The organism is Kribbella sancticallisti (assembly GCF_039530625.1).
Lineage (GTDB): Bacteria > Actinomycetota > Actinomycetes > Propionibacteriales > Kribbellaceae > Kribbella > Kribbella sancticallisti.
This window is the reverse complement of sequence record NZ_BAAAOS010000018.1, coordinates 235,139-252,647: the sequence shown is the minus strand read 5'-3', so window position 1 is coordinate 252,647 and position 17,509 is coordinate 235,139. Positions and strand designations below refer to the sequence as shown.

Here is a 17,509-nt window from a genome sequence, read left to right as displayed (position 1 = left end):
GTTCCCCCGAAACTCATGCGCTCCAAGTTGTTCAAGCCGGTGTGCGGTGGCCGGGAGGGGTGAAAGCGGCCAGCAGAGTGGCGGTGATGAAGGGGGCGGCCTGGTCAGGGACCAGGCCGCCGGCGTTGATCTCGTCGGCGGCGCTGTGCATCACGCTGTGCATGATGCCGACGAGCCAGGAGGTCGGGAGGTCGGTGCGGAACAGGTCTTCGGCCTGGCCTCGTTCGATCAGTCGCTGGACGCGCTCCGCGGGCCCGGCGTGCAGTGCGCGGATCCGGCCCGGGGGCAGCACTGCCTGAGCGGCCAGGAGGAGCGAGCGGGACTGCTCGACCAGCAGCCAACTGGACTCGATCAGCCGAGCCATCGCCGCGCGGGGGTCGCCCTCCAGATCGACCTCGGACAAGGCCGCGTGGCCTTCCTCGACCGCACGCGCGAACGCCGCGTCCACCAGGTCGACCCGGTTCGGGAAGTGGCCGTAGAGGGTGACCCGTCCGACGCCGGCGGCCTTGGCGATCTCGCTGACGCTGGCGTCGGGATTGCGGCCCAGGCACTCGACCGCGGCCGCCAGGATCGCGGCGATGCTGCGCTGCGCGTCCGCCCGCTTGGCCGGGGATCTGGTCGGCGTGGCAGTCACGGGCATCTCCTCTTGTCGAACACCGGTGTACGAGTTATGGTAGCGCAGATAACCCGTACATCAGTGTTCGATTTAGCATTCAGGAGGTATCCGGCATGCCCGACCCACGCCGGTGGCGGACCCTGGCCCTGCTCGGGACCGCGCAGTTCATGCTCATCCTCGACGTCACCGTGGTGGCGATCGCGCTCCCCCACATCGGTGCCGACCTCGGCCTGGCCCGGGACACCCTGACCTGGGTGGTGAGCGCCTACACGTTGATGTTCGGCGGCCTGATGCTGCTCGGCGGACGTGCCGCGGACCTGTTCGGCAGCCGGCGGGTGGTCCTCACCGGGCTGGCGATCTTCATCGCCGCGTCCCTGGCCACCGGGCTGGCCGGCAACGCCGAACTGCTGATCGGAGGCCGGGTCGCCCAGGGCATCGGCGCCGCGATCCTGTCGCCCGCCGCCTTGTCGGTGGTCACCAAGATCTTCGACGGCGACGAGCGGAACAAGGCACTCGGGATCTGGTCCGCTCTGGGCGGTGGCGGCGCCGCGATCGGAGTACTGCTCGGTGGCGTGCTGACCGCCGGGCCGGGCTGGCAGTGGGTCTTCTACGTGAACGTGCCGATCGGTTTGGTCGTCCTCGTCGCCCTCAGCCGCTCCCTGCCGGTGGATCGCCCGGCCGCAGGCAAGGCCCGGCTCGACGTACCGGGCGCGCTGCTGGTCACGGCCGGCACCGGCGCCGCGATCTACGCCCTGATCAACGCCGGTGACCGCGGCTGGCTCTCCGCCGCCACCCTCGGCACCCTGGCCGCCGCCGTCGTCCTGTACGCCGTCTTCGCGTGGCTGCAGCGCGTCGTCCGGTCTCCGCTGATGGATCTGCGCATCCTCACCTACCGACCGGTTGCCGCAGGCACCTTTCTGATCCTGGTCGCCACCGCGCTGATGATCTCGGTCTTCTTCCTCGGCTCGTTCTACCTCCAGCACCACCAGGGCTACGGCGCGCTCCGGACCGGCCTGCTGTTCCTGCCGGTCGCGATCGCCACGATGATCGGCGCACAGTCCGCCGGCCAGGTGATCGGACGGCACGGCGCCCGGCTGATCGCGCTGGCCGGGTTGGTGATCGCCGCCCTCGGCACCGCGATCCCCGCGATCCTGGACGGGCCGGTGGTCATCGTCACGGGCATGAGCATCGCCGCGGCGGGCATCGGAGCGGCGTTCGTGGCCGCTTCCACGACCGCCCTCGCGCACGTCGATCACCAGGTGGCCGGCCTGGCTTCGGGCCTGCTCAGCACCTTCCATGAGTTCGGCGCCGCGCTCGGCGTGGCGGCGGTGTCCAGCATCGCGGCCGCGAGCATCGCCGGAACCAGCGACACGGGATTCGGCCGCGCCTTCACCTTCACCGCGATCACCGCCGCCGTGGGGGCCGTGATCGTGCTGTTCGCGGTACCGACCGCGGTACCGACCGAATCGGAGACGGCCTCATGACCGACAGCATCCGCCGTGCGCGTCCGGACGACGCCGCCACCGTGAGGACCCTGCTGGGAGAACTCGCCGACCACCAGGAAGAGGGCGAGTACGTCCGCAGTACTCCGGAGCAGTGGCGCGAGTTCCTCGGCCGGGACGAGGTGATCGTGTTGCTGGCGGAACGGGACGGGCACCCCACCGGGTACGTCTCGGCGCTGCGGCGGCCGCAACTGTGGACCGGTCAGGACATCCTCGCCCTCGACGATCTCTATGTGCGCGAAGAATTCCGCGACGCCGGGGTCGGCCGCGCGCTGATGCTGGAACTCGCCCGTCACGCGCTCCCCGAGCAACTGACCATCGGCTGGGGAGTCCGGCCCGACAACGTCCAGGCCCACCGCTTCTACGCCCGCCTGGGCGCCGCCCTGCGACCCAAGGTCGTGGCCAGTTGGTCGGCTGATGCCTACGCCGATCTCCTGACCAGCAGCAAGTAGACCAGCCCTCCGGCGACGGCTATCAGCCCAGCTGCTAGGTAGCCGAGCCGGTAGCCGGTCATCGGAGCGGCAGCAGAGCACCGCCAAACCGAGCCTTCTGTTTCCAGTCAACCTACTCATACTGGAAACAGGTGCCCGCCGGGGCGGATCTCATTCCTGGTAAATTGTCTTTTGATGGAAACAGTGCAGAGGTCGAGCGTCCGGCCCGCCGAGATCCGCGAACTGCCGATCGTGGCCGGCCACCTCGCGCTCGATTTCGCCAACACCGTCGACGATCCGCTCGGGCCGGAGCGCTTCGACCACGTGATCGACTACGCGGGCCTGCTCGGCTGGGCGTCGCGGATCGGCGTCGTTCCGGACGTCACCGCACTTCGCCAGGCCGCCGCGGAGCAGCCCCGGCGCGCGGCAGCCGCAGTACGGCGTGGTGCGGAGTTGCGGGACGCGCTGAATGAGGTCTTCGGGGCGCTGGTCGATCGCACCAGTCCCGAGGACGGTTGGGCCCGGCTTCGGCCGTTCGTGTCCACGGCGATTCAGCAGGCGACGCTGTCCCCGGGCAGCCAGCCCGCGCCGGCCTGGGAGTTCACCGACTTGGAATCGCCCTTGTGGCCGGTTGCCGAGAGCGCCTACTCATTGCTGAACAGCCCGTTGACCAGCAAGCTGAAGCGGTGTGCGGGCTGCCCCTGGCTGTTCCTCGACCAGTCCAGGAACGGCAGCCGCCGCTGGTGCTCGATGGAACTCTGCGGCACCGCGCAGAAGATCGACCGCTACGTCGCCAAACGAGCCGCCCGGCCGAAGCGCTGACCTGACGGGCTTTTCAATCCCGCGGTGTCGGGGCACCTGCGCGTGGTGACCTCGAAACGGACGTGGCCCCAGGCTCGTTACGCAGGTGGCGGCTGTCGTACTCCTCGGCTCGCTCGTCACCGTCGTCGACCGAAGGCTCAGCATTGACGAAAGGTACGGATGATGGCTCGTCGACCGACCGGAAACTGGTTGCTGCTGGCGATCGTGGCGGTGCTCGTCGCGGTGGTGGCGGTGGTCGCGGCGAACCGCCCTGGCCCCGTCGTACCGGACCAGGCGACGCCCACCTCAGGCGTCGACGACGTCGCCGGAGCGGCGGTCGCGAGCCTGAACGGGTACTGGAGCAAGGAGATGCCTGCCGTCTACGGCCGGGACCTCGTCCCGTTGCGCGGCGGGTTCCAGCCGAAGACCCCGCGGAGTCCGGCGTTCAGTTGCGGCGGGCAACGCCAGACCTATGACGACCTGCGCGGCAACGCCTTCTACTGCGGCGGATCGGACGACTACATCGCCTGGGACGCGGCCTCGCTGTTCCCCCAACTCGCCGACCGGTACGGCGGGATCGCTCCCGCGATCGTGCTCGCCCACGAGATGGGCCACGCCATCCAGGCGCGCGCCGAGGTCGACAGCCCGTCGGTGGTGGTGGAACTCCAGGCCGACTGCTTCGCCGGTTCGTGGACGAAGTACGCCGAGACCTCCACCGAGGACCCGGTGACCTTGACCGAGGGCGCGCTCGACAGCGCGATCAGTACGGTCCTGGTACTGCGTGACCAGCCAGGGCAGGCGGCGAGTGCCCCGCAGGCCCACGGACTCGGGTTCGACCGGGTCAACGCCTTCCAGACCGGCTACGAGAGTGGCGCGCGGGCGTGCGCGGAGTTGCCCACCAAGGGCGTGGTGACGACCGAACTGCCGTTCCGCACCGTCGAGGAGCAGCAGACCGGCGGAGACCTCCCGTACGCGCAAGCTGTCGCGTTCGTGACGACACGGCTCAACCAGTTCTGGACTGCCGCGCTGCCCAGGATCGCGCCGGGCAAGACCTTCACCGCCCCCACGCTCCGTCCAGGACCGGAGCCGGCCTGCCCGGGCCAGGACAGCCTCGCGCAGTACTGCGACGGCGCGGTCGGCTGGCCGAACGAGACGCTCATCACCGTGCATCAGCGGATCGGTGACCTGGGCACCGGCACCGTGCTCAGTGACGCCTGGGGCCAGGCAGTGCAGCAACAAGCCGGGTTCCCCGCGACTGGTCAAACAGGCGGACTCCAGCGCGACTGCTTCACCGGGGCCTGGGTCGCCGCCCTGGCCGCGGGCGATCTCGAATCCTCTCCCCTGTCCCCCGGCGACCTCGACGAGGTGGTCGCCACCATCGTCAGCAGCAGCCTGGCCGATGACGGCCAGCGGATGGACCGCGCCGGCGCCTTCGACCGGGTCAAGGCCCTTCGCACCGGCCTCTTCGAAGGTCTGCCGACCTGCGCGTGACCCGCCGGTCGGTTGTGGATCAGCTCGGGTAGGCGGTGCTTGCCAGGCCGGTGGCTAGGCCCATGAGCAGGAGTAGGGCGCCGACAGCGATGCGGTAGCGGAGTACCGCGACCAGGCCCCAGAGAGTGAGGGCCATGGCGACGATCCAGATCAGTAGTCCGATGGGCAGCACCGGCGCAATGTAGCGACTGCCGGTCCGGTGCGGTGGGTTTCTCACGCACTTCTAACAGTTTCCTGCACTGAGCCGACGCGGGCGAGTGGGCGGGTGAGGGCGATCGAGACGACCAGCGACAAGGCAGCGAAGGCTGCGATGGTGGGTTGCGGCGCGGCGAGGTCGGCGACGGCACCTGCTACTACGGCGCAGATGCCGAACGTGGTCATCCGTAGCGCCGACGCGAGGCCGAGGACCTGGCCGCGTAGTTCGAACGTGGTCGCTTCGACCAGCAACTCCTGCTGGGACAGGGATGCGGAGTAGCCGATGCTGCCGATCGCGACCAGCGTCGCCAGTACGCCGATCGGCGGGTCGAACGCGAACGCGAGGAACGGGACGGCGAGGAGGATCCGCAGATAGACGCTGGCCTTCCTGCGCAGGTCCCGGCTGAGGAAGCGTCCGACCACGAGATCACCCAGCATCATCCCGGCGGCTCCCGCGGCCAGGAGCAGGCCCGCCGCCGCACCGGCGTACGGGACGAACAGAGCCTCGCAGCCCACGATCAAGCCGTTGGGCACGCAGAGCGCGAGCAGGAGTGGGCGCGTGGCCGGCTGGGACAAGAGCGCGCGATTGCCACGCCAGGTTTCCCCAGGGCTGGTCCCGGTCAGCCTGCGAGGCGCGCGGTCCTTCAGCCCGAAGCGCAGTACGGGCACCGTGAGAGCCGAGAAGGCCGCCGCCAGCCAGAAGACCTGGCCGGCATCGAACACCTGCAGCAGCAGGCCGGCTGCGCCGAAGCCGGCGATCTGCATCGCGCCGACCGACAGGTTCATCGCCGAGCGGCCGAGGATGAACTGGTCGCGATGGACGACCTCGTTCAGCAGGCCCCACCGCACACCCGACGCGATCGACAGGCCGTAGGCGACCGCCAGCGTGAGCAGCAACCTCGCCGTCGCCGCGAGATCGAAGGCTGCCTGGGCGGCGATCGCGGCAGTGGAGACAACCGCGAAGAGGACGAGGAGCCGCCGCGGCTTGGCGGTGTCGGCGGCGGACATCAGGGTGGACGCGCCGATCACGTGCGCCAGCGACGGCCCGAACATGACCAGCGCCGACAGCAGCGCGGATCCCGTCTCGGCGTTGACCACGATCGCGAGCGTGAGGCTGGTCATCGTGGCGGACGCGTTGCCCAGGGCAGTGCTGATCCACAGGTTGCGGAACTCCGCCTGACCGAAGACCTCGCGATAGGTGCTCATGACGAACCAGCCTCGTCCAGGCCGGTGACGTCGCCTAGAGTTTCGGATGGAGGCGAAACAATGTCCGAGTTCCTCGTCGATGCCGACGTGCTGGCCAACGCCCGGTTCGGCACGTCCCAGCTGACCGAGACGGTCTCGGCCCTGAAGCTGCTCAGGGAGCCGTCGCAGCCGTGGTACCGGTCCTGGCGCGACACGCATCTGCCCGCCTTCGAGGAACAGTTGCGGGAACACCCGGTCCGGAAGGCGCTGATCGAGAGTGCCTTCGGCAACAAGTGGACCGCCGACTTCCTGACCGTTCCGCCGCTGGCGCCGGACCTGGAGATCGAGGACGAGCTCGGCCCGCTCAGCTCGCTCACGGACGACCGGATCCGCGCGGATCTGGCCGTCGTACGGACGCCGTTGCCGAAGGTCCTTGCTGACGGCAACGGACTCGCGGTGGAGGCCACCGAGCTGCTTCGCTGGATCTGGACCACCACGATCGAAGCGGACTGGCCCCGGCGTCGCCAGGTGCTGCAGGCCGACATCGTGTCGAGGACGTCCAGCCTGAGCGAGCAAGGCTGGTCCGGCGTACTGCGGGGGCTCGGCCCGGACGTCCGCTGGCTCGGCGACGGCCGGATGCAGGTGAACCGATCGAACTTCCCGCCCACCGACATCCGCGGCCGCGACCTGATGTTCATCGCCACCCACAGCCGGGGCGTCAACGTCAGTTGGCGTCTGCCCGACCGCTTCGCCCTCAGCTATCCCGTGACCGGCATCTTCGCCACGGTGAAGCCCCTGGCGGAACCACTCGTCCGGCTGCTGGGCCGGAACCGGGCCCGCATCCTGGTCGAGGCCGCCGCTCCGGTCAGGACCACGGCTCTGGTCGCCGCGACCAACCTCTCGTTGGCCACCGTGGCCGACCACCTCCGCATCCTGTCCGACGCGGGTTTGCTCCAACGTCGCCGCTCCGGCCGGCAGGTGCTCTACTGGCAGACACCTACCGGCCGGGCAGTCGCCTCCGGATCAGGCTGAAGCGCGGCGCGCGAGCTTGTCGTACAACCGGTCCGGCAGCAACCGCCGCACCTTCGGTACCACGGTCGCGGCGAACCCTCCGGCGTACCGGGTCTTCGGCCGGTCAGCGGAGACGGCGTGCTCGATCAACTCGGCGATCGACTGCGGACTGGCGCCTTCCTTGCCCTGCCGCTGCAACGTCTCCCTGAACTTGTCCAACCGCTCCTGATAGCGCTCGTTGGGCGGGAGCCGGTCGAGCGTATGGGCGGCCTTCGACCACAGCGGCGTCGAGATCGGCCCCGGCTCCACGATCGCGACGTGGATGCCGTCGGGCGCGAGTTCCTGCCGCCAGGCATCCCCGATCGCCTCGACCGCGTACTTCGACGCGTGGTAGGCGCCGGCGAACTGGACGGCCACCAGGCCACCCATCGAGCCGACGAACACCACTCTGCCGCCCGGTCCTCGCCGCAGCAGCGGCAACGCCTGCTGGGTCACTCGCACCAAGCCGATCACGTTGACCTCGAACTGATGCCTCAGCTCATCGATCGGCAAGGTCTCCAGTGGTCCGGCGATCCCCTCGCCCGCGTTGTTGACCACCGCGGTCAGGCCGGGCGGCTCGACCTCCTTCTCGACCGTCGCGACGAAGGCCTCGACGGACGACCGGTCGGTCACGTCCAGCGGCAGGACCGTCATCCGGTCGGAGGACTGCCTGGCCAGGATCTCGGAGTCCTCCCCCTGGTCGTGCACGCCCGCGAACACCTGCCACCCGAGGCGATCCAGGTGCAGGGCGGTACTGGCGCCGATGCCGCTGCCGGCACCGGTGATGATCACACTCGACATTCGGGGTGTCCTCCTTCGGGGGCCGCGTGCGTCAGCGCGGTACGTCGCCGCGCCAGGCGCCGGTCTCGCCGCCCCGGTCCTCGATGAACTCCTTGAACCGCTCGAGGTCACTCTTGACTCGGCCCTCGATCACGCCGAACTTGTCGCCGACCTTCTCCAGGAACCCCTCGGGGTCGATGTCCATCTGCGCGGTGACCCGGCTGGTGCTGTCACTCAGCTTGTGGAAGGTGACAACGCCGGCGTGCTCCGGTCCGGAGTCGGACTTCCAGGCCACTCGCTCATCCGGGTGCTGCTCGGTCACTGTCGCGTCGAACTCCCGGGTCGCGCCGCCGACCTTGACCACCCAGTGCAGATGGGTGTCATCGAGCTGGCGAATCTCCTGCACGCTGTCCATGAACTGCGGGAAGGACTCGAACTGCGTCCACTGGTTGTACGCCGTCGTGACCGGGACCTCGACGTCGATCGACTGGGTGATGGTGCTCATCCCTGTTTCCTCCAGTGTGGTTGTCGTCTGTGACGGCCCGGTACCCCACGAGCCAGTACCGACACCCGAGGTTGTGCGGTCCGCCGGATCCGGCCCAGCCCGCAGACGATTGCCTGCCCAACGGCCGGGGTACCAGCCGGTCGCACGACTATCGGACCCTGGAGTGGCTGGATGAAGCGGAAGATCGCGGCGGCGGCGGTGGCGATCGGCGTACTCGCCGGGCCGGCCGGGTGCGGTGATCCTGATCAGCAGATGCTCACCGAGGGAGCTCGTGCCGCGCGCGAGGCGGCGTCCGAGGTCAGGACCGCCCGGCTGGCGGCCCAGTCGCTGCTCGACCACAAGGTCTGGCCGCAGCCCGCCACAGTGGTGGTCACCGACGCCGAGCAGGCCATCGGCACGGTCGCCTCCGCCTTCGACCAGCGACAACCCGGGACCGACGAGTCCAGACAGACCTACGACCAGTACTCCGACGCGCTCGTCGCCGCCCAGGACGGCGTCACCGAACTGCGGATCGCCCTGCATCGTGACGATCTGGCTGCCGTCGCGCAGCAGGTGGACCAGCTGGGCAGGACCGCCGACCAACTGGTCCGGCTCGGTGAGCGCGCCAAGTGAAGAAGCTCTTCGCCGTCACCCTCGGCATCCTCACTGCCATCGGTGGCTTCGTCGACATCGGCGACCTGGTCACGAACGCGCTGGTCGGCGCCCGGTTCGGGATGCGGCTGGCCTGGGTGGTGGTGCTGGGGGTGATCGGCATCTGCCTGTACGCCGAGATGGCGGGCCGGGTGGTCGCGGTCTCCGGCCGGCCCGTGTTCGACCTGATCCGGGAACGGCTCGGGCGGCGTACCGGGTTGTTCGCGTTGATCGCGTCCTTCCTGGTCACGCTGCTGACGCTGATCGCGGAGATCGGTGGTGTCGCCCTCGCCTTCGAGCTGGCCAGCGGGGTGAGCTACCTGTTGTGGCTGCCGCTGGCCGCGTTCGCGGTGTGGCTGGTGATCATCACGAGAGCGGGGCAATGAGATGGCCGGACGAGTTCTGCACGCCCAGCTCCATCTGCTCGACCGGCAACTGGTCGACCAGGGCAGCGGCCGGCTGCTCGGGAAGGTCGACGACGTCGAGCTCGACCTGGCCGCCGAGGTCCCGGTGGTCAGCGCCCTGATCTCGGGGCGGAAGCGGATTCCCGCCGTCCGGATCGTGGCGGTCGAGTCGGCCGTGACGATCGTGCCGGGAGACCTGAACCTGACCGAGGGCGAGGACTGGGTCGAGCAGCACATCATCGACAAGATCCCCGGAGCCGGCGATGCGACTGAATGAGCTGCTCGGCCGGCAGGTCGTCGACCCCGAGGGCCGGCGGATCGGCGGTGTCGCCGACGTCCGCCTGATCCAGGACGGGCCGCTGCAACCGTCCATGCAGGCCGCTTTCCGGGTGGATGGCCTGATCGTGGTGGAGAAACGCGCCACCAAGCTCTTCGGCTACGAACGCCACGTCGGACCCGCACTGTTGCGAGGTCTGGTCCACCGTCGCCTGGGTACCGTCTGGTACCTGCCCTGGCAGCACGTCGGCAGGATCTCCGACGGCGTGGTCGAGACCCGCTCGGGCCGCGAGCACCTGATCCCGCTGGAAGAGATGCCACGCCACCAGTAACCGACCGAGAAGGTGGAGAATCACCGCTATGCCTGGTCCTGCTCAACCGACCGAAGAAGCCACCGCCCTCGCCGCGGCGATCGCCGAGGTGCTGCGTGACGGCGATCGCCAGGTGGCCGTGGCGGAGTCACTGACCAGCGGCACCGTCGCCTCCCACCTGGGGGCCGCGGAGGGTGCGAGCGCCTGGTTCGCGGGCGGAGTGGTCGCCTACGCCTCAGAGGTGAAGTTCAAGGTCCTCGACGTCGACCCCGGCCCGGTCGTCTCCGCTCGGTGCGCTGAGCAGATGGCCCGCGGCGTCGCCGGGCTGACCGCCGCCCACGTCGGCGTCTCCGCCACTGGGGTCGGCGGCCCCGATCCAGAGGAAGGCAAGCCGGCGGGGACCGTGTTCATCGCGGTCAGCACCCGCGACGGCGAGGAGGTGGCCGAGCATCACTTCGACGGCGACCCCGCGGAAGTCGTTCAGGCTGCCACTGTTCAGGCCTTGAGGATGTTGCTGACGACCATCCGGCGGTGACGTCGCATCATCCGGTCGGCTCGCGGGTACCGGCTGGTCATGACTTCGGTTTGGACGGCCACAGCCCAGCTTCCGCAGTACGACGCGCTGCGCGCCGACGCGCGCGCGGACGTGGTCGTCATCGGTGGCGGGTGGATCGGGCTGACGACCGCCCTGCTGCTCGCCGAGGACGGAGCGAGCGTCGTACTCGTCGAGGCGGGCCGGCTGGCGACGCGCACCAGCGGTAACACGACGGGCAAGGTCACCTCCCAGCACAGCGCGATCTACGCCGACCTCCTGGACCGCCACGGCCCGACGAAGGCGCGCCTGTACGCCGACGCGAACCAAGCCGCCGTCGACCAGGTGGACGAACTGGCCCAGCGTCACGGCATCGACTGCGAGCTGATCCGGACACCTGCGTTCGTGTACTCCGCGGAGGACGACAAGACCGTCCGCCGGGAAGCCGAGGTCGCCGCGTCACTCGGACTGCCGGCACGGTTCGTGCAGAATCCGCAGATCGGCCCCGCCGCGGTGGCCGCCGCTCGCTTCGACGACCAGGTGCAACTGCATCCGGCCCGCTATCTCGGCGGCGTCGCCGACGCGCTGACCCGGGCCGGTGGCCGGATCTTCGAGAACACCCGCGCGGTCGGCGTCGACGAGAAGAGCGAGGGTGTCGAGGTGCAGACCGAGGACGGCCCGATCGTCAGAGCCGATCACGCGGTGCTGACCACGCTTCTTCCGTTCGGGCTCACCGGCGCCTTCTTCGCCCGGACCAGGCCGAACCAGTCCCACGGCATCGCGGTGCGGCTCCCGGTCGAGGCTCCTGTGGGGATGGCGATCTCGCTCGACTCCCCGGTTCGCTCGACCCGGCCGTGGCCCGGTGGCGGACCGAACGGCCTGATCGTGGTCGGCGGCGACCACGAGGTCGGTTCGGTCGAGGACACGGCCGCGATCTACCAGTCGCTGATCGACTGGGTCGGGTCCACCTGGAACTTCCACCCGGAGCCGGAGTACCGGTGGTCTGCCCATGACTACAGCACCCCGGATCTGCTCCCCTACGTCGGCCGATCGTCGGGCAGCAAGGCGACCTTTGTTGCCACCGGCATGCGCAAGTGGGGGCTCAGCAACGGAACCGTTGCCGCAGGCATCATCCGCGACCTGGTCGCCGGCCGCGACAACCCGGCCGCGGACCTGTACGACGCCGGCCGGATCGGCGACGTGCACGCGGTTGCCAAGCTGGTCAAGGACAACCTCAAGGTCGGCAAGGACTTCACCACCGGCCATCTGTCCCGCGTCCTGCACGGCGGCGTCGACCACCTGGAAGTCGGCCAGGGCGGCCTGTTCACCCTCGGCGGCAAGACCGTCGGCGCCTATCGCGACCCCGACGGCAAGCTCCACACCGTCAACCCGACCTGCACCCACGTCGGCTGCGCCCTGGCCTGGAACAACGCCGACACCACCTGGGACTGCAACTGCCACGGCTCCCGCTTCTCCCCCGACGGCGAAGTCCTGGACGGCCCAGCCACCAAGCCCCTGGACCGCCACACTCCTTGACCTCGCCGGCGCACCACCCGTGCGGCCGCCGTCGTCAGCCGGCGATCGCGTAGAGGGTGGATGACCGTCCCGCCGCCGTACCGAGGTGTGGGTCCGGGTCGAGCACCCGGATGCAGGTGCCGGTGCGGTCGGCGAAGACGGCGTACCGGCCGAGGGACCCGCTGATCGGGGCGATCAGCCAGTCCAGCTCGGGATGCCCTTCGAAGAACGTGTCGACGTCGCCGACGTCGTACACACCGCCACAGCCGAGGGCGCCCTCCGCGGGATCGCGGACCAGCACGATCGTGGGGCCGCTGCCGGCCGGCGCCAGCAGCGCCGTGTCGTCATCAGGCCAGCCGACCGGGTCCAGCCCGAGGCCGCGGTAGTAGTCCACGCTCGCCTCGAGATGCTCGACCGGCCGGAGCTCGAAGAGCAGCTTCATCGTCTCTTCTCCTTCGTCTGATCGGTGGACTCTGGGCCGGTCGGCCGCTGCCGGCCGGCCAGTCGTACTTCGTCGGTCCGGTCGCCGAGCTCGGAGATCCGGTCCGCCAGCGTCGGGTGGTACTCAGCCAGCCGCGGACCCGCGTCGGCCAGTGGCCCGAGCAACGCGGCCGAGTCGTTCTCGCCGAGCGCGTGATGGATGCGGTCGACACTCTCCTGCGCCACGGTGTCCAGACCGTCCAATGCCGCCACCTGCCCCGCGAGCCGGCGCAGATCGGCGGCGTTCCCTCGGGCCCAGGCGGCGACCGCACGCTCGCCGGCGCGCTCGTCCCGCGCGGCCTGAACGCGCTGCTCGCCGTTCATCGTCGGATCGGCGGCGTTCGGGTTGAGTCGCAGATACCGGCGTTCGGCTGCCTGCCTGCTGGCCACTCCCAGGGCCGGCGCGAGCTGGGTCCAGCTGATCCCTTGGGCTCTGGCCGCATCGATCAACTGGGGCTCCCACTCGGTCAACTGGTCCCTGAGAGTCCTCAGCCGCACCAGCGCGTCGAGCAGATCCTCCGGATCCTGCCCGTCACCGAGCCGGCCCAGTACGTCGCTGACGACGGCCAGCGCGGTCGTGGCGTCGTCCAGCCCACTGGTGGTTCGGTCCTGCTGCTGCGTCATCGGGCCTCCCGCGTCGGAGTGGCCGCAGGCAGTCCGCGGCCGGGTCAGGCGTCGATCTGCTGCGGATCGGACGCCGTGGTCTTGATCTCGATCTTGCGCGGCTTGGCCTTCGCTGCGACCGGGATCCGCAGCGTCAGCACGCCGTGCTGGTACGTCGCCTCGATCCGCCCCGCGTCCAGGGTGTCGCCGAGGAACAGTTGCCGGGAGAACACCCCGAGCGGGCGCTCCGCCACCTGCATCTCCACCCCGTCGGCGACCGCGTCCGGGCGCCGTTCGGCCTTGACCGTCAGCACGTTCCGCTCGACATCCAGGTCGATGGACTCCGGCGGCACGCCCGGCAGGTCGAAGACGACCACGTACTCGTCGCCCGAGCGGTAGGCGTCCATCGGCATCGGGGTCGGCCTCGACCAGGTCCCCGGCGTGGCGCCGGCCGGCTGACGGAACGGGTCAGTGCGCATCAACATCGTTCCACCTCCTAGTTCGTCCTCGGTGTCAACACGCACTGCAGTTCTAGCATGTCAACGAAACGATGACAAGACCGATGTCAATGCCTTGATGACTCGATCAGGCGGTGGCGAGCTGCCGGCCCTTCCTGCGCCCCACCTTCGCGGTGAGGTTCGCCGCGAAGTCGTTGGGCAGGGACAGCCGGAAGACCTTGGCCCAGGCGGAGGCCACCTGCTTGGGGAGCGGCCCGGTCGTGTAGCTGAGGCCGTACTCCTCGAAGATCGCCTGCACCTGCGGCGCGATCTCCTGGTAGCGGTTGCTCGGGAGGTCGGGGAACAGGTGGTGCTCGATCTGGTACGACAGGTTGCCGGTCATGATGTGCATGGCCCTGCCGCCGCTGATGTTGGCCGAGCCGAGCATCTGGCGCAGGTACCACTCGCCGCGGGTCTCCCCCTCGATCGAGCGCCGCTCGAAGGTCTGCACGCCTTCGGGGAAGTGGCCGCACATGATGACGGAGTGGGCCCAGACGTTGCGGACCACGTTCGCGGTCGCGTTGGCCGCGAGGGTGTGCAGGAACGACGGACCGGACAGCAGCGGGTGGACGACATAGTCCTTGGTCATCTGGCCGCGGATCTTCTTCAGCACCTGCCGGGTGCGGGCCTTGAACGCGGGGTCCTTGCGCCGCTTCTTCGTCGCCAGGTTCTTGCCGAGCTCGAGGTCGTACGCCGCGATGCCGTACTCGAAGAAGCAGGCGTTGACGAAGTTCCACAGCGGCTGGGCCAGGTAGAGCGGGTGCCAGCGCTGATCCTCGTCGACCCGCATGATGCCGTAGCCGAGGTCGTTGTCCTTGCCGACCACGTTGGTGTAGGTGTGGTGCAACTCGTTGTGCGAGTGCTTCCACTGGTCCGACGGCGAGGCGTGGTCCCACTCCCACTTGGTCGAGTGGATCTTGGGATCACGCATCCAGTCCCACTGGCCGTGCATGACGTTGTGGCCGATCTCCATGTTCTCGAGGATCTTGGCCACCGACAGGCCCGCCGTACCGACCAGCCACGCGGGCGGGAACAGCGACAGCAGCAGCACGGCGCGGCTGGACAGTTCCAGCTTCCGCTGCACGCTGATGACCTTGCGGATGTATGCCGCGTCGGAGGCGCCGCGTTGGGCGACGATGTCGGCCCGGATCGCGTCGAGGCGGCGGCCGATCTCCTCGATGTCCTCGGGAGTCAGGTGACCGATGGGGTTGTCGGCCTTCTTCTGCAGCACAGTCATGGGGGCTCTTCCTCTAAAGGTCGATGTCGCAGGCGCCGGCCGCGGCCGACACACAGGTCTGGATGAGTACGCCGTCGCCCGGGGCGGCCGTGGTCACGTCGCCGGAGCGCAGGTCGCGGACGGCGCCCTCCCGCAAGGGCAGTACGCAGGAGAAGCAGATCCCCATCCGGCAACCCGACGGCATCAGTACTCCGCTCTGCTCGCCGGCATCGAGGATCGACGTCGCGCCGTCCACCTCCAGCACGGTGTCCATCCCGGTTCCGCTGAAACGGATGATTCCGCCCTCTCCGGGCTCGACCAGCGCGGTCCGGAACCGCTCGGTGTGCAGCCGGTCGGGCTGGCCGAGGGTGGCCCACTGCTCTTCGATGGCGTCGAGCAGGCCTGCGGGTCCACAGGCCCAGGTCGTCCGCTCGGCGAGATCCGGAACCAGGTCCGCGAGCGCGGCCACATCGAGACGGCCGTTCGTGTCGGTGTGCTGCTCGACCAGGCGGAGCCGCCCGCGCTCGGCGAAGCCGCGCAACTCGTCGCCGAAGATGACGTCGTCGGCGCACGCCTCGGAGTGGACGAGCACGACATCGGTGAGGCGGTCGAGGCCGGCTCTCAACATCCCCATCACCGGGGTGATGCCGCTGCCGCCGGTGACGAAGAGGACTTTGCCGGGCGCCGGGTCGGGAAGCACGAAGTCTCCGACCGCCTGGTCGAGGTGCACCAACTGGCCCGGCTTCAACTCCTGCGTGAGGTGGGCGCTGACCACACCGTCGGGAACGGCCTTCGCCGTGATGGTCAAGAGGCCGTCGGCGGCACCGGGAGCCGACGTCAGCGAGTACGAACGCCACCGCCGTACGCCGTCGACGTCGAGGCCGATCCGGACGTACTGACCCGGCAGGTGGCCACGCCAGGCGCGGCCGGGTCGCAGTACGACGGTCACCGCGGCGGCGGTCTCGGCGCGGACCTCGACGACGCGGGCGCGCAGGTCGGCGCCTGCTCGCAGGGGGCGGAACATGTCGAGATAGTCGGCCGGATCGAGCGGATAGGCGGCCGCGGCAGCGATCCGCCGGATCCGATCGCGCACGAAACTGGTCATGCTTCCCAGCATCCTCTAGCCACGGTGTAGTTTCATGACCAGATCCAGTGAATCTGTCCACAGAATTTGTACGGAGCGAACAAATTATGGCCGACACCGAGCGCATCCAGCACGCCAGCCGCACGGCCCGGGGCGCCGCGGACCTGGATCTGGGCAGCGCGGCGATCGACCAGTTGCGCTCCCGGCTCGGCGACATCGCCGAGAACACCGTCAGCGCGATCATCGCCGAGGTCCCCGGCTACACCAACGCACTGGCCGGGCCGATGGGGGCCAAGATCGAGGGCGCGGTCCAACTCGCCCTCGGTGGATTCCTCAAGCTGGCCGGCAGCGGCGACCCCGGCGCGCCGCTCGCCCCCGCACTCGAGGGCGCGTACATCCTCGGGCGCGGCGAAGCACGCAGCGGCCGGACCATGGACGCGCTGCTCGCCGCGTACCGGATCGGCGCCCGGGTGTCCTGGCGGGAACTGTCCGGCACCGCCGTCGAGGTCGGACTTCCGGCCGAGACCCTCGCCAAATTCGCCGAACTGGTCTTCGCCTACATCGACGAACTCTCCGCAGCCAGCGTCGCCGGCCACACCGACGAGCTTGCGACCACCGGCCGGGTTCGGCAGCGCTACCTCCAGGCGCTGGGCGTGAGCCTCCTGCACGGTGATCCCGTCGACCAACTGACCAGCCGGGCCGACCGCGCCGACTGGGATCCACCTCGCACGCTGACGGCCGTCGTACTGCCGAACGCCCAGGTCCGCAGCGTGCTCGCCATGCTCGACCCGCGGACGCTCCGCCCCGAAGACGATCTGCCCGAACTGCAGGACGAGGAGGCCGCCGAACTCGCAGTACTGCTCGTCCCCGATGCCGAGGGCTCAGCGCGATCCGCACTCCTCCAGAGCCTTCGCAGACACCAGGCCTGGGTCGGACCGCCCCAGCCCTGGACGACAGTCCGTACGTCGTACCTCCGGGTGATTCGTGCGCGGAGACTCGGACTGTCCGACTCCCCCGACGCACCGATCGACACCGAGCGCCACCTGGCCGCGTTGGTCGTGACGTCGGACCCCGCCGCCCTCCACGATCTCCGCCGTCGGGTCCTCTCCCCCTTCGACACCCTCCGACCAGCCACCGCCGAGCGCCTCACCGAGACCCTCCGCGGATGGCTGCTGCATCTTGGCCACCGCGATGCCGTCGCCGCCGCTCTCCACGTCCACCCGCAGACCGTCCGCTACCGCATGACCCAGATCCGCGACCTCTTCGGCGCCACACTTGACGATCCCCGCACGATCCAGGACCTCACCATCGCGCTGGCTGGGCCGCGTCACCCCGAGGCGGCCGCCGGGCGGGGATCAGTGGAGTCCGGTTCCTCCGCCGACCACTGATCGAGCAGGTCGACGAC

At 69.5% G+C, this 17,509-nt stretch carries 22 protein-coding genes; 12 read left to right on the top strand and 10 right to left on the bottom strand.

The window, feature by feature from the left end; all coding sequences use genetic code 11:
• Window positions 1-31: 31 nt before the first annotated feature.
• Window positions 32-634 (bottom strand): TetR/AcrR family transcriptional regulator, encoded by a 603-nt coding sequence (locus ABD255_RS11565; protein ID WP_344212798.1) that lies wholly within the window; start codon window positions 632-634, stop codon window positions 32-34.
• Between the two features lie 95 nt (window positions 635-729).
• Between ABD255_RS11565 and ABD255_RS11560 the strand changes: the two genes are divergently transcribed.
• The 4 genes from ABD255_RS11560 to ABD255_RS11545 all read left to right on the top strand — a co-directional run bounded on the left by ABD255_RS11560 (window position 730) and on the right by ABD255_RS11545 (window position 4,841).
• The gene (locus ABD255_RS11560) at window positions 730-2,100 is read left to right on the top strand and encodes an MFS transporter (RefSeq protein WP_344212796.1); all 1,371 of its coding nucleotides are present in this window, start codon (window positions 730-732) and stop codon (window positions 2,098-2,100) included.
• On the top strand, window positions 2,097-2,570 hold the full coding sequence (locus tag ABD255_RS11555; RefSeq protein ID WP_344212794.1) for a GNAT family N-acetyltransferase: 474 nt from the start codon (window positions 2,097-2,099) through the stop codon (window positions 2,568-2,570). Before ABD255_RS11560 ends, ABD255_RS11555 begins: the two co-directional genes overlap by 4 nt.
• A gap of 174 nt (window positions 2,571-2,744) precedes the next feature.
• Entirely contained in the window at window positions 2,745-3,371 is a 627-nt protein-coding gene (locus ABD255_RS11550) for a CGNR zinc finger domain-containing protein (RefSeq protein WP_344212792.1), read from the top strand.
• A 162-nt stretch (window positions 3,372-3,533) separates the two neighbouring features.
• Complete coding sequence (locus ABD255_RS11545) at window positions 3,534-4,841, top strand: neutral zinc metallopeptidase (RefSeq protein WP_344212790.1); 1,308 nt, start codon at window positions 3,534-3,536, stop codon at window positions 4,839-4,841.
• 19 nt (window positions 4,842-4,860) lie between these two features.
• Here ABD255_RS11545 and ABD255_RS11540 read toward each other — a convergent pair whose 3' ends face one another.
• Window positions 4,861-5,013: a hypothetical protein gene (locus tag ABD255_RS11540; protein WP_344212789.1), complete on the bottom strand. Its 153-nt coding sequence runs from the start codon at window positions 5,011-5,013 to the stop codon at window positions 4,861-4,863.
• 41 nt (window positions 5,014-5,054) lie between these two features.
• Window positions 5,055-6,242, bottom strand: a complete 1,188-nt coding sequence (locus ABD255_RS11535) for an MFS transporter (protein WP_344212788.1) — start codon at window positions 6,240-6,242, stop codon at window positions 5,055-5,057.
• Between the two features lie 60 nt (window positions 6,243-6,302).
• Here ABD255_RS11535 and ABD255_RS11530 point away from each other — a divergent pair, with 60 nt between their 5' ends.
• A complete protein-coding gene (locus tag ABD255_RS11530) occupies window positions 6,303-7,253 on the top strand; it encodes an ArsR/SmtB family transcription factor (protein WP_344212786.1) in 951 nt (316 codons plus the stop codon).
• Here ABD255_RS11530 and ABD255_RS11525 read toward each other — a convergent pair.
• Window positions 7,245-8,072, bottom strand: a complete 828-nt coding sequence (locus ABD255_RS11525) for an SDR family oxidoreductase (protein WP_344212785.1) — start codon at window positions 8,070-8,072, stop codon at window positions 7,245-7,247. The two genes, ABD255_RS11530 and ABD255_RS11525, sit on opposite strands and share 9 nt — an antisense overlap.
• A 31-nt stretch (window positions 8,073-8,103) precedes the next feature.
• On the bottom strand, window positions 8,104-8,556 hold the full coding sequence (locus ABD255_RS11520; protein ID WP_344212783.1) for an SRPBCC family protein: 453 nt from the start codon (window positions 8,554-8,556) through the stop codon (window positions 8,104-8,106).
• Window positions 8,557-8,727: 171 nt separating this feature from the next.
• Between ABD255_RS11520 and ABD255_RS11515 the strand changes: the two genes are divergently transcribed.
• From ABD255_RS11515 to ABD255_RS11490, 6 genes are read left to right on the top strand one after another with little or no spacing between them, the layout of a single operon-like run.
• Window positions 8,728-9,168, top strand: coding sequence for a hypothetical protein (locus ABD255_RS11515; protein WP_344212781.1), 441 nt, complete (start codon window positions 8,728-8,730; stop codon window positions 9,166-9,168).
• Complete coding sequence (locus ABD255_RS11510; RefSeq protein ID WP_344212779.1) at window positions 9,165-9,572, top strand: divalent metal cation transporter; 408 nt, start codon at window positions 9,165-9,167, stop codon at window positions 9,570-9,572. The genes ABD255_RS11515 and ABD255_RS11510 overlap by 4 nt, the downstream gene beginning before the upstream one ends.
• Before the next feature lies 1 nt (window position 9,573).
• Window positions 9,574-9,867, top strand: coding sequence for a hypothetical protein (locus ABD255_RS11505; RefSeq protein WP_344212777.1), 294 nt, complete (start codon window positions 9,574-9,576; stop codon window positions 9,865-9,867).
• Entirely contained in the window at window positions 9,854-10,198 is a 345-nt protein-coding gene (locus ABD255_RS11500; RefSeq protein WP_344212775.1) for a PRC-barrel domain-containing protein, read from the top strand. Before ABD255_RS11505 ends, ABD255_RS11500 begins: the two co-directional genes overlap by 14 nt.
• 28 nt (window positions 10,199-10,226) lie before the next feature.
• A complete protein-coding gene (locus ABD255_RS11495) occupies window positions 10,227-10,712 on the top strand; it encodes a CinA family protein (RefSeq protein WP_344212773.1) in 486 nt (161 codons plus the stop codon).
• A gap of 39 nt (window positions 10,713-10,751) precedes the next feature.
• Window positions 10,752-12,245 (top strand): FAD-dependent oxidoreductase, encoded by a 1,494-nt coding sequence (locus ABD255_RS11490; protein ID WP_344212771.1) that lies wholly within the window; start codon window positions 10,752-10,754, stop codon window positions 12,243-12,245.
• 34 nt (window positions 12,246-12,279) lie between these two features.
• On the opposite strand, the gene ABD255_RS11485 is transcribed toward ABD255_RS11490, so the two are convergent.
• The 5 genes from ABD255_RS11485 to ABD255_RS11465 form a co-directional block, all read right to left on the bottom strand.
• Window positions 12,280-12,666: a VOC family protein gene (locus ABD255_RS11485; RefSeq protein WP_344212769.1), complete on the bottom strand. Its 387-nt coding sequence runs from the start codon at window positions 12,664-12,666 to the stop codon at window positions 12,280-12,282.
• Window positions 12,663-13,328, bottom strand: coding sequence for a hypothetical protein (locus ABD255_RS11480; RefSeq protein ID WP_344212767.1), 666 nt, complete (start codon window positions 13,326-13,328; stop codon window positions 12,663-12,665). Before ABD255_RS11480 ends, ABD255_RS11485 begins: the two co-directional genes overlap by 4 nt.
• A gap of 44 nt (window positions 13,329-13,372) precedes the next feature.
• Window positions 13,373-13,792: an Hsp20/alpha crystallin family protein gene (locus ABD255_RS11475; RefSeq protein WP_344212764.1), complete on the bottom strand. Its 420-nt coding sequence runs from the start codon at window positions 13,790-13,792 to the stop codon at window positions 13,373-13,375.
• A 100-nt stretch (window positions 13,793-13,892) separates the two neighbouring features.
• The gene (locus ABD255_RS11470; protein WP_344212762.1) at window positions 13,893-15,041 is read right to left on the bottom strand and encodes a fatty acid desaturase family protein; all 1,149 of its coding nucleotides are present in this window, start codon (window positions 15,039-15,041) and stop codon (window positions 13,893-13,895) included.
• A 13-nt stretch (window positions 15,042-15,054) separates the two neighbouring features.
• Entirely contained in the window at window positions 15,055-16,125 is a 1,071-nt protein-coding gene (locus tag ABD255_RS11465; protein WP_344212760.1) for a ferredoxin reductase, read from the bottom strand.
• An 86-nt stretch (window positions 16,126-16,211) separates the two neighbouring features.
• Here ABD255_RS11465 and ABD255_RS11460 point away from each other — a divergent pair, with 86 nt between their 5' ends.
• Complete coding sequence (locus tag ABD255_RS11460) at window positions 16,212-17,492, top strand: PucR family transcriptional regulator (RefSeq protein ID WP_344212758.1); 1,281 nt, start codon at window positions 16,212-16,214, stop codon at window positions 17,490-17,492.
• Window positions 17,493-17,509: the final 17 nt, after the last annotated feature.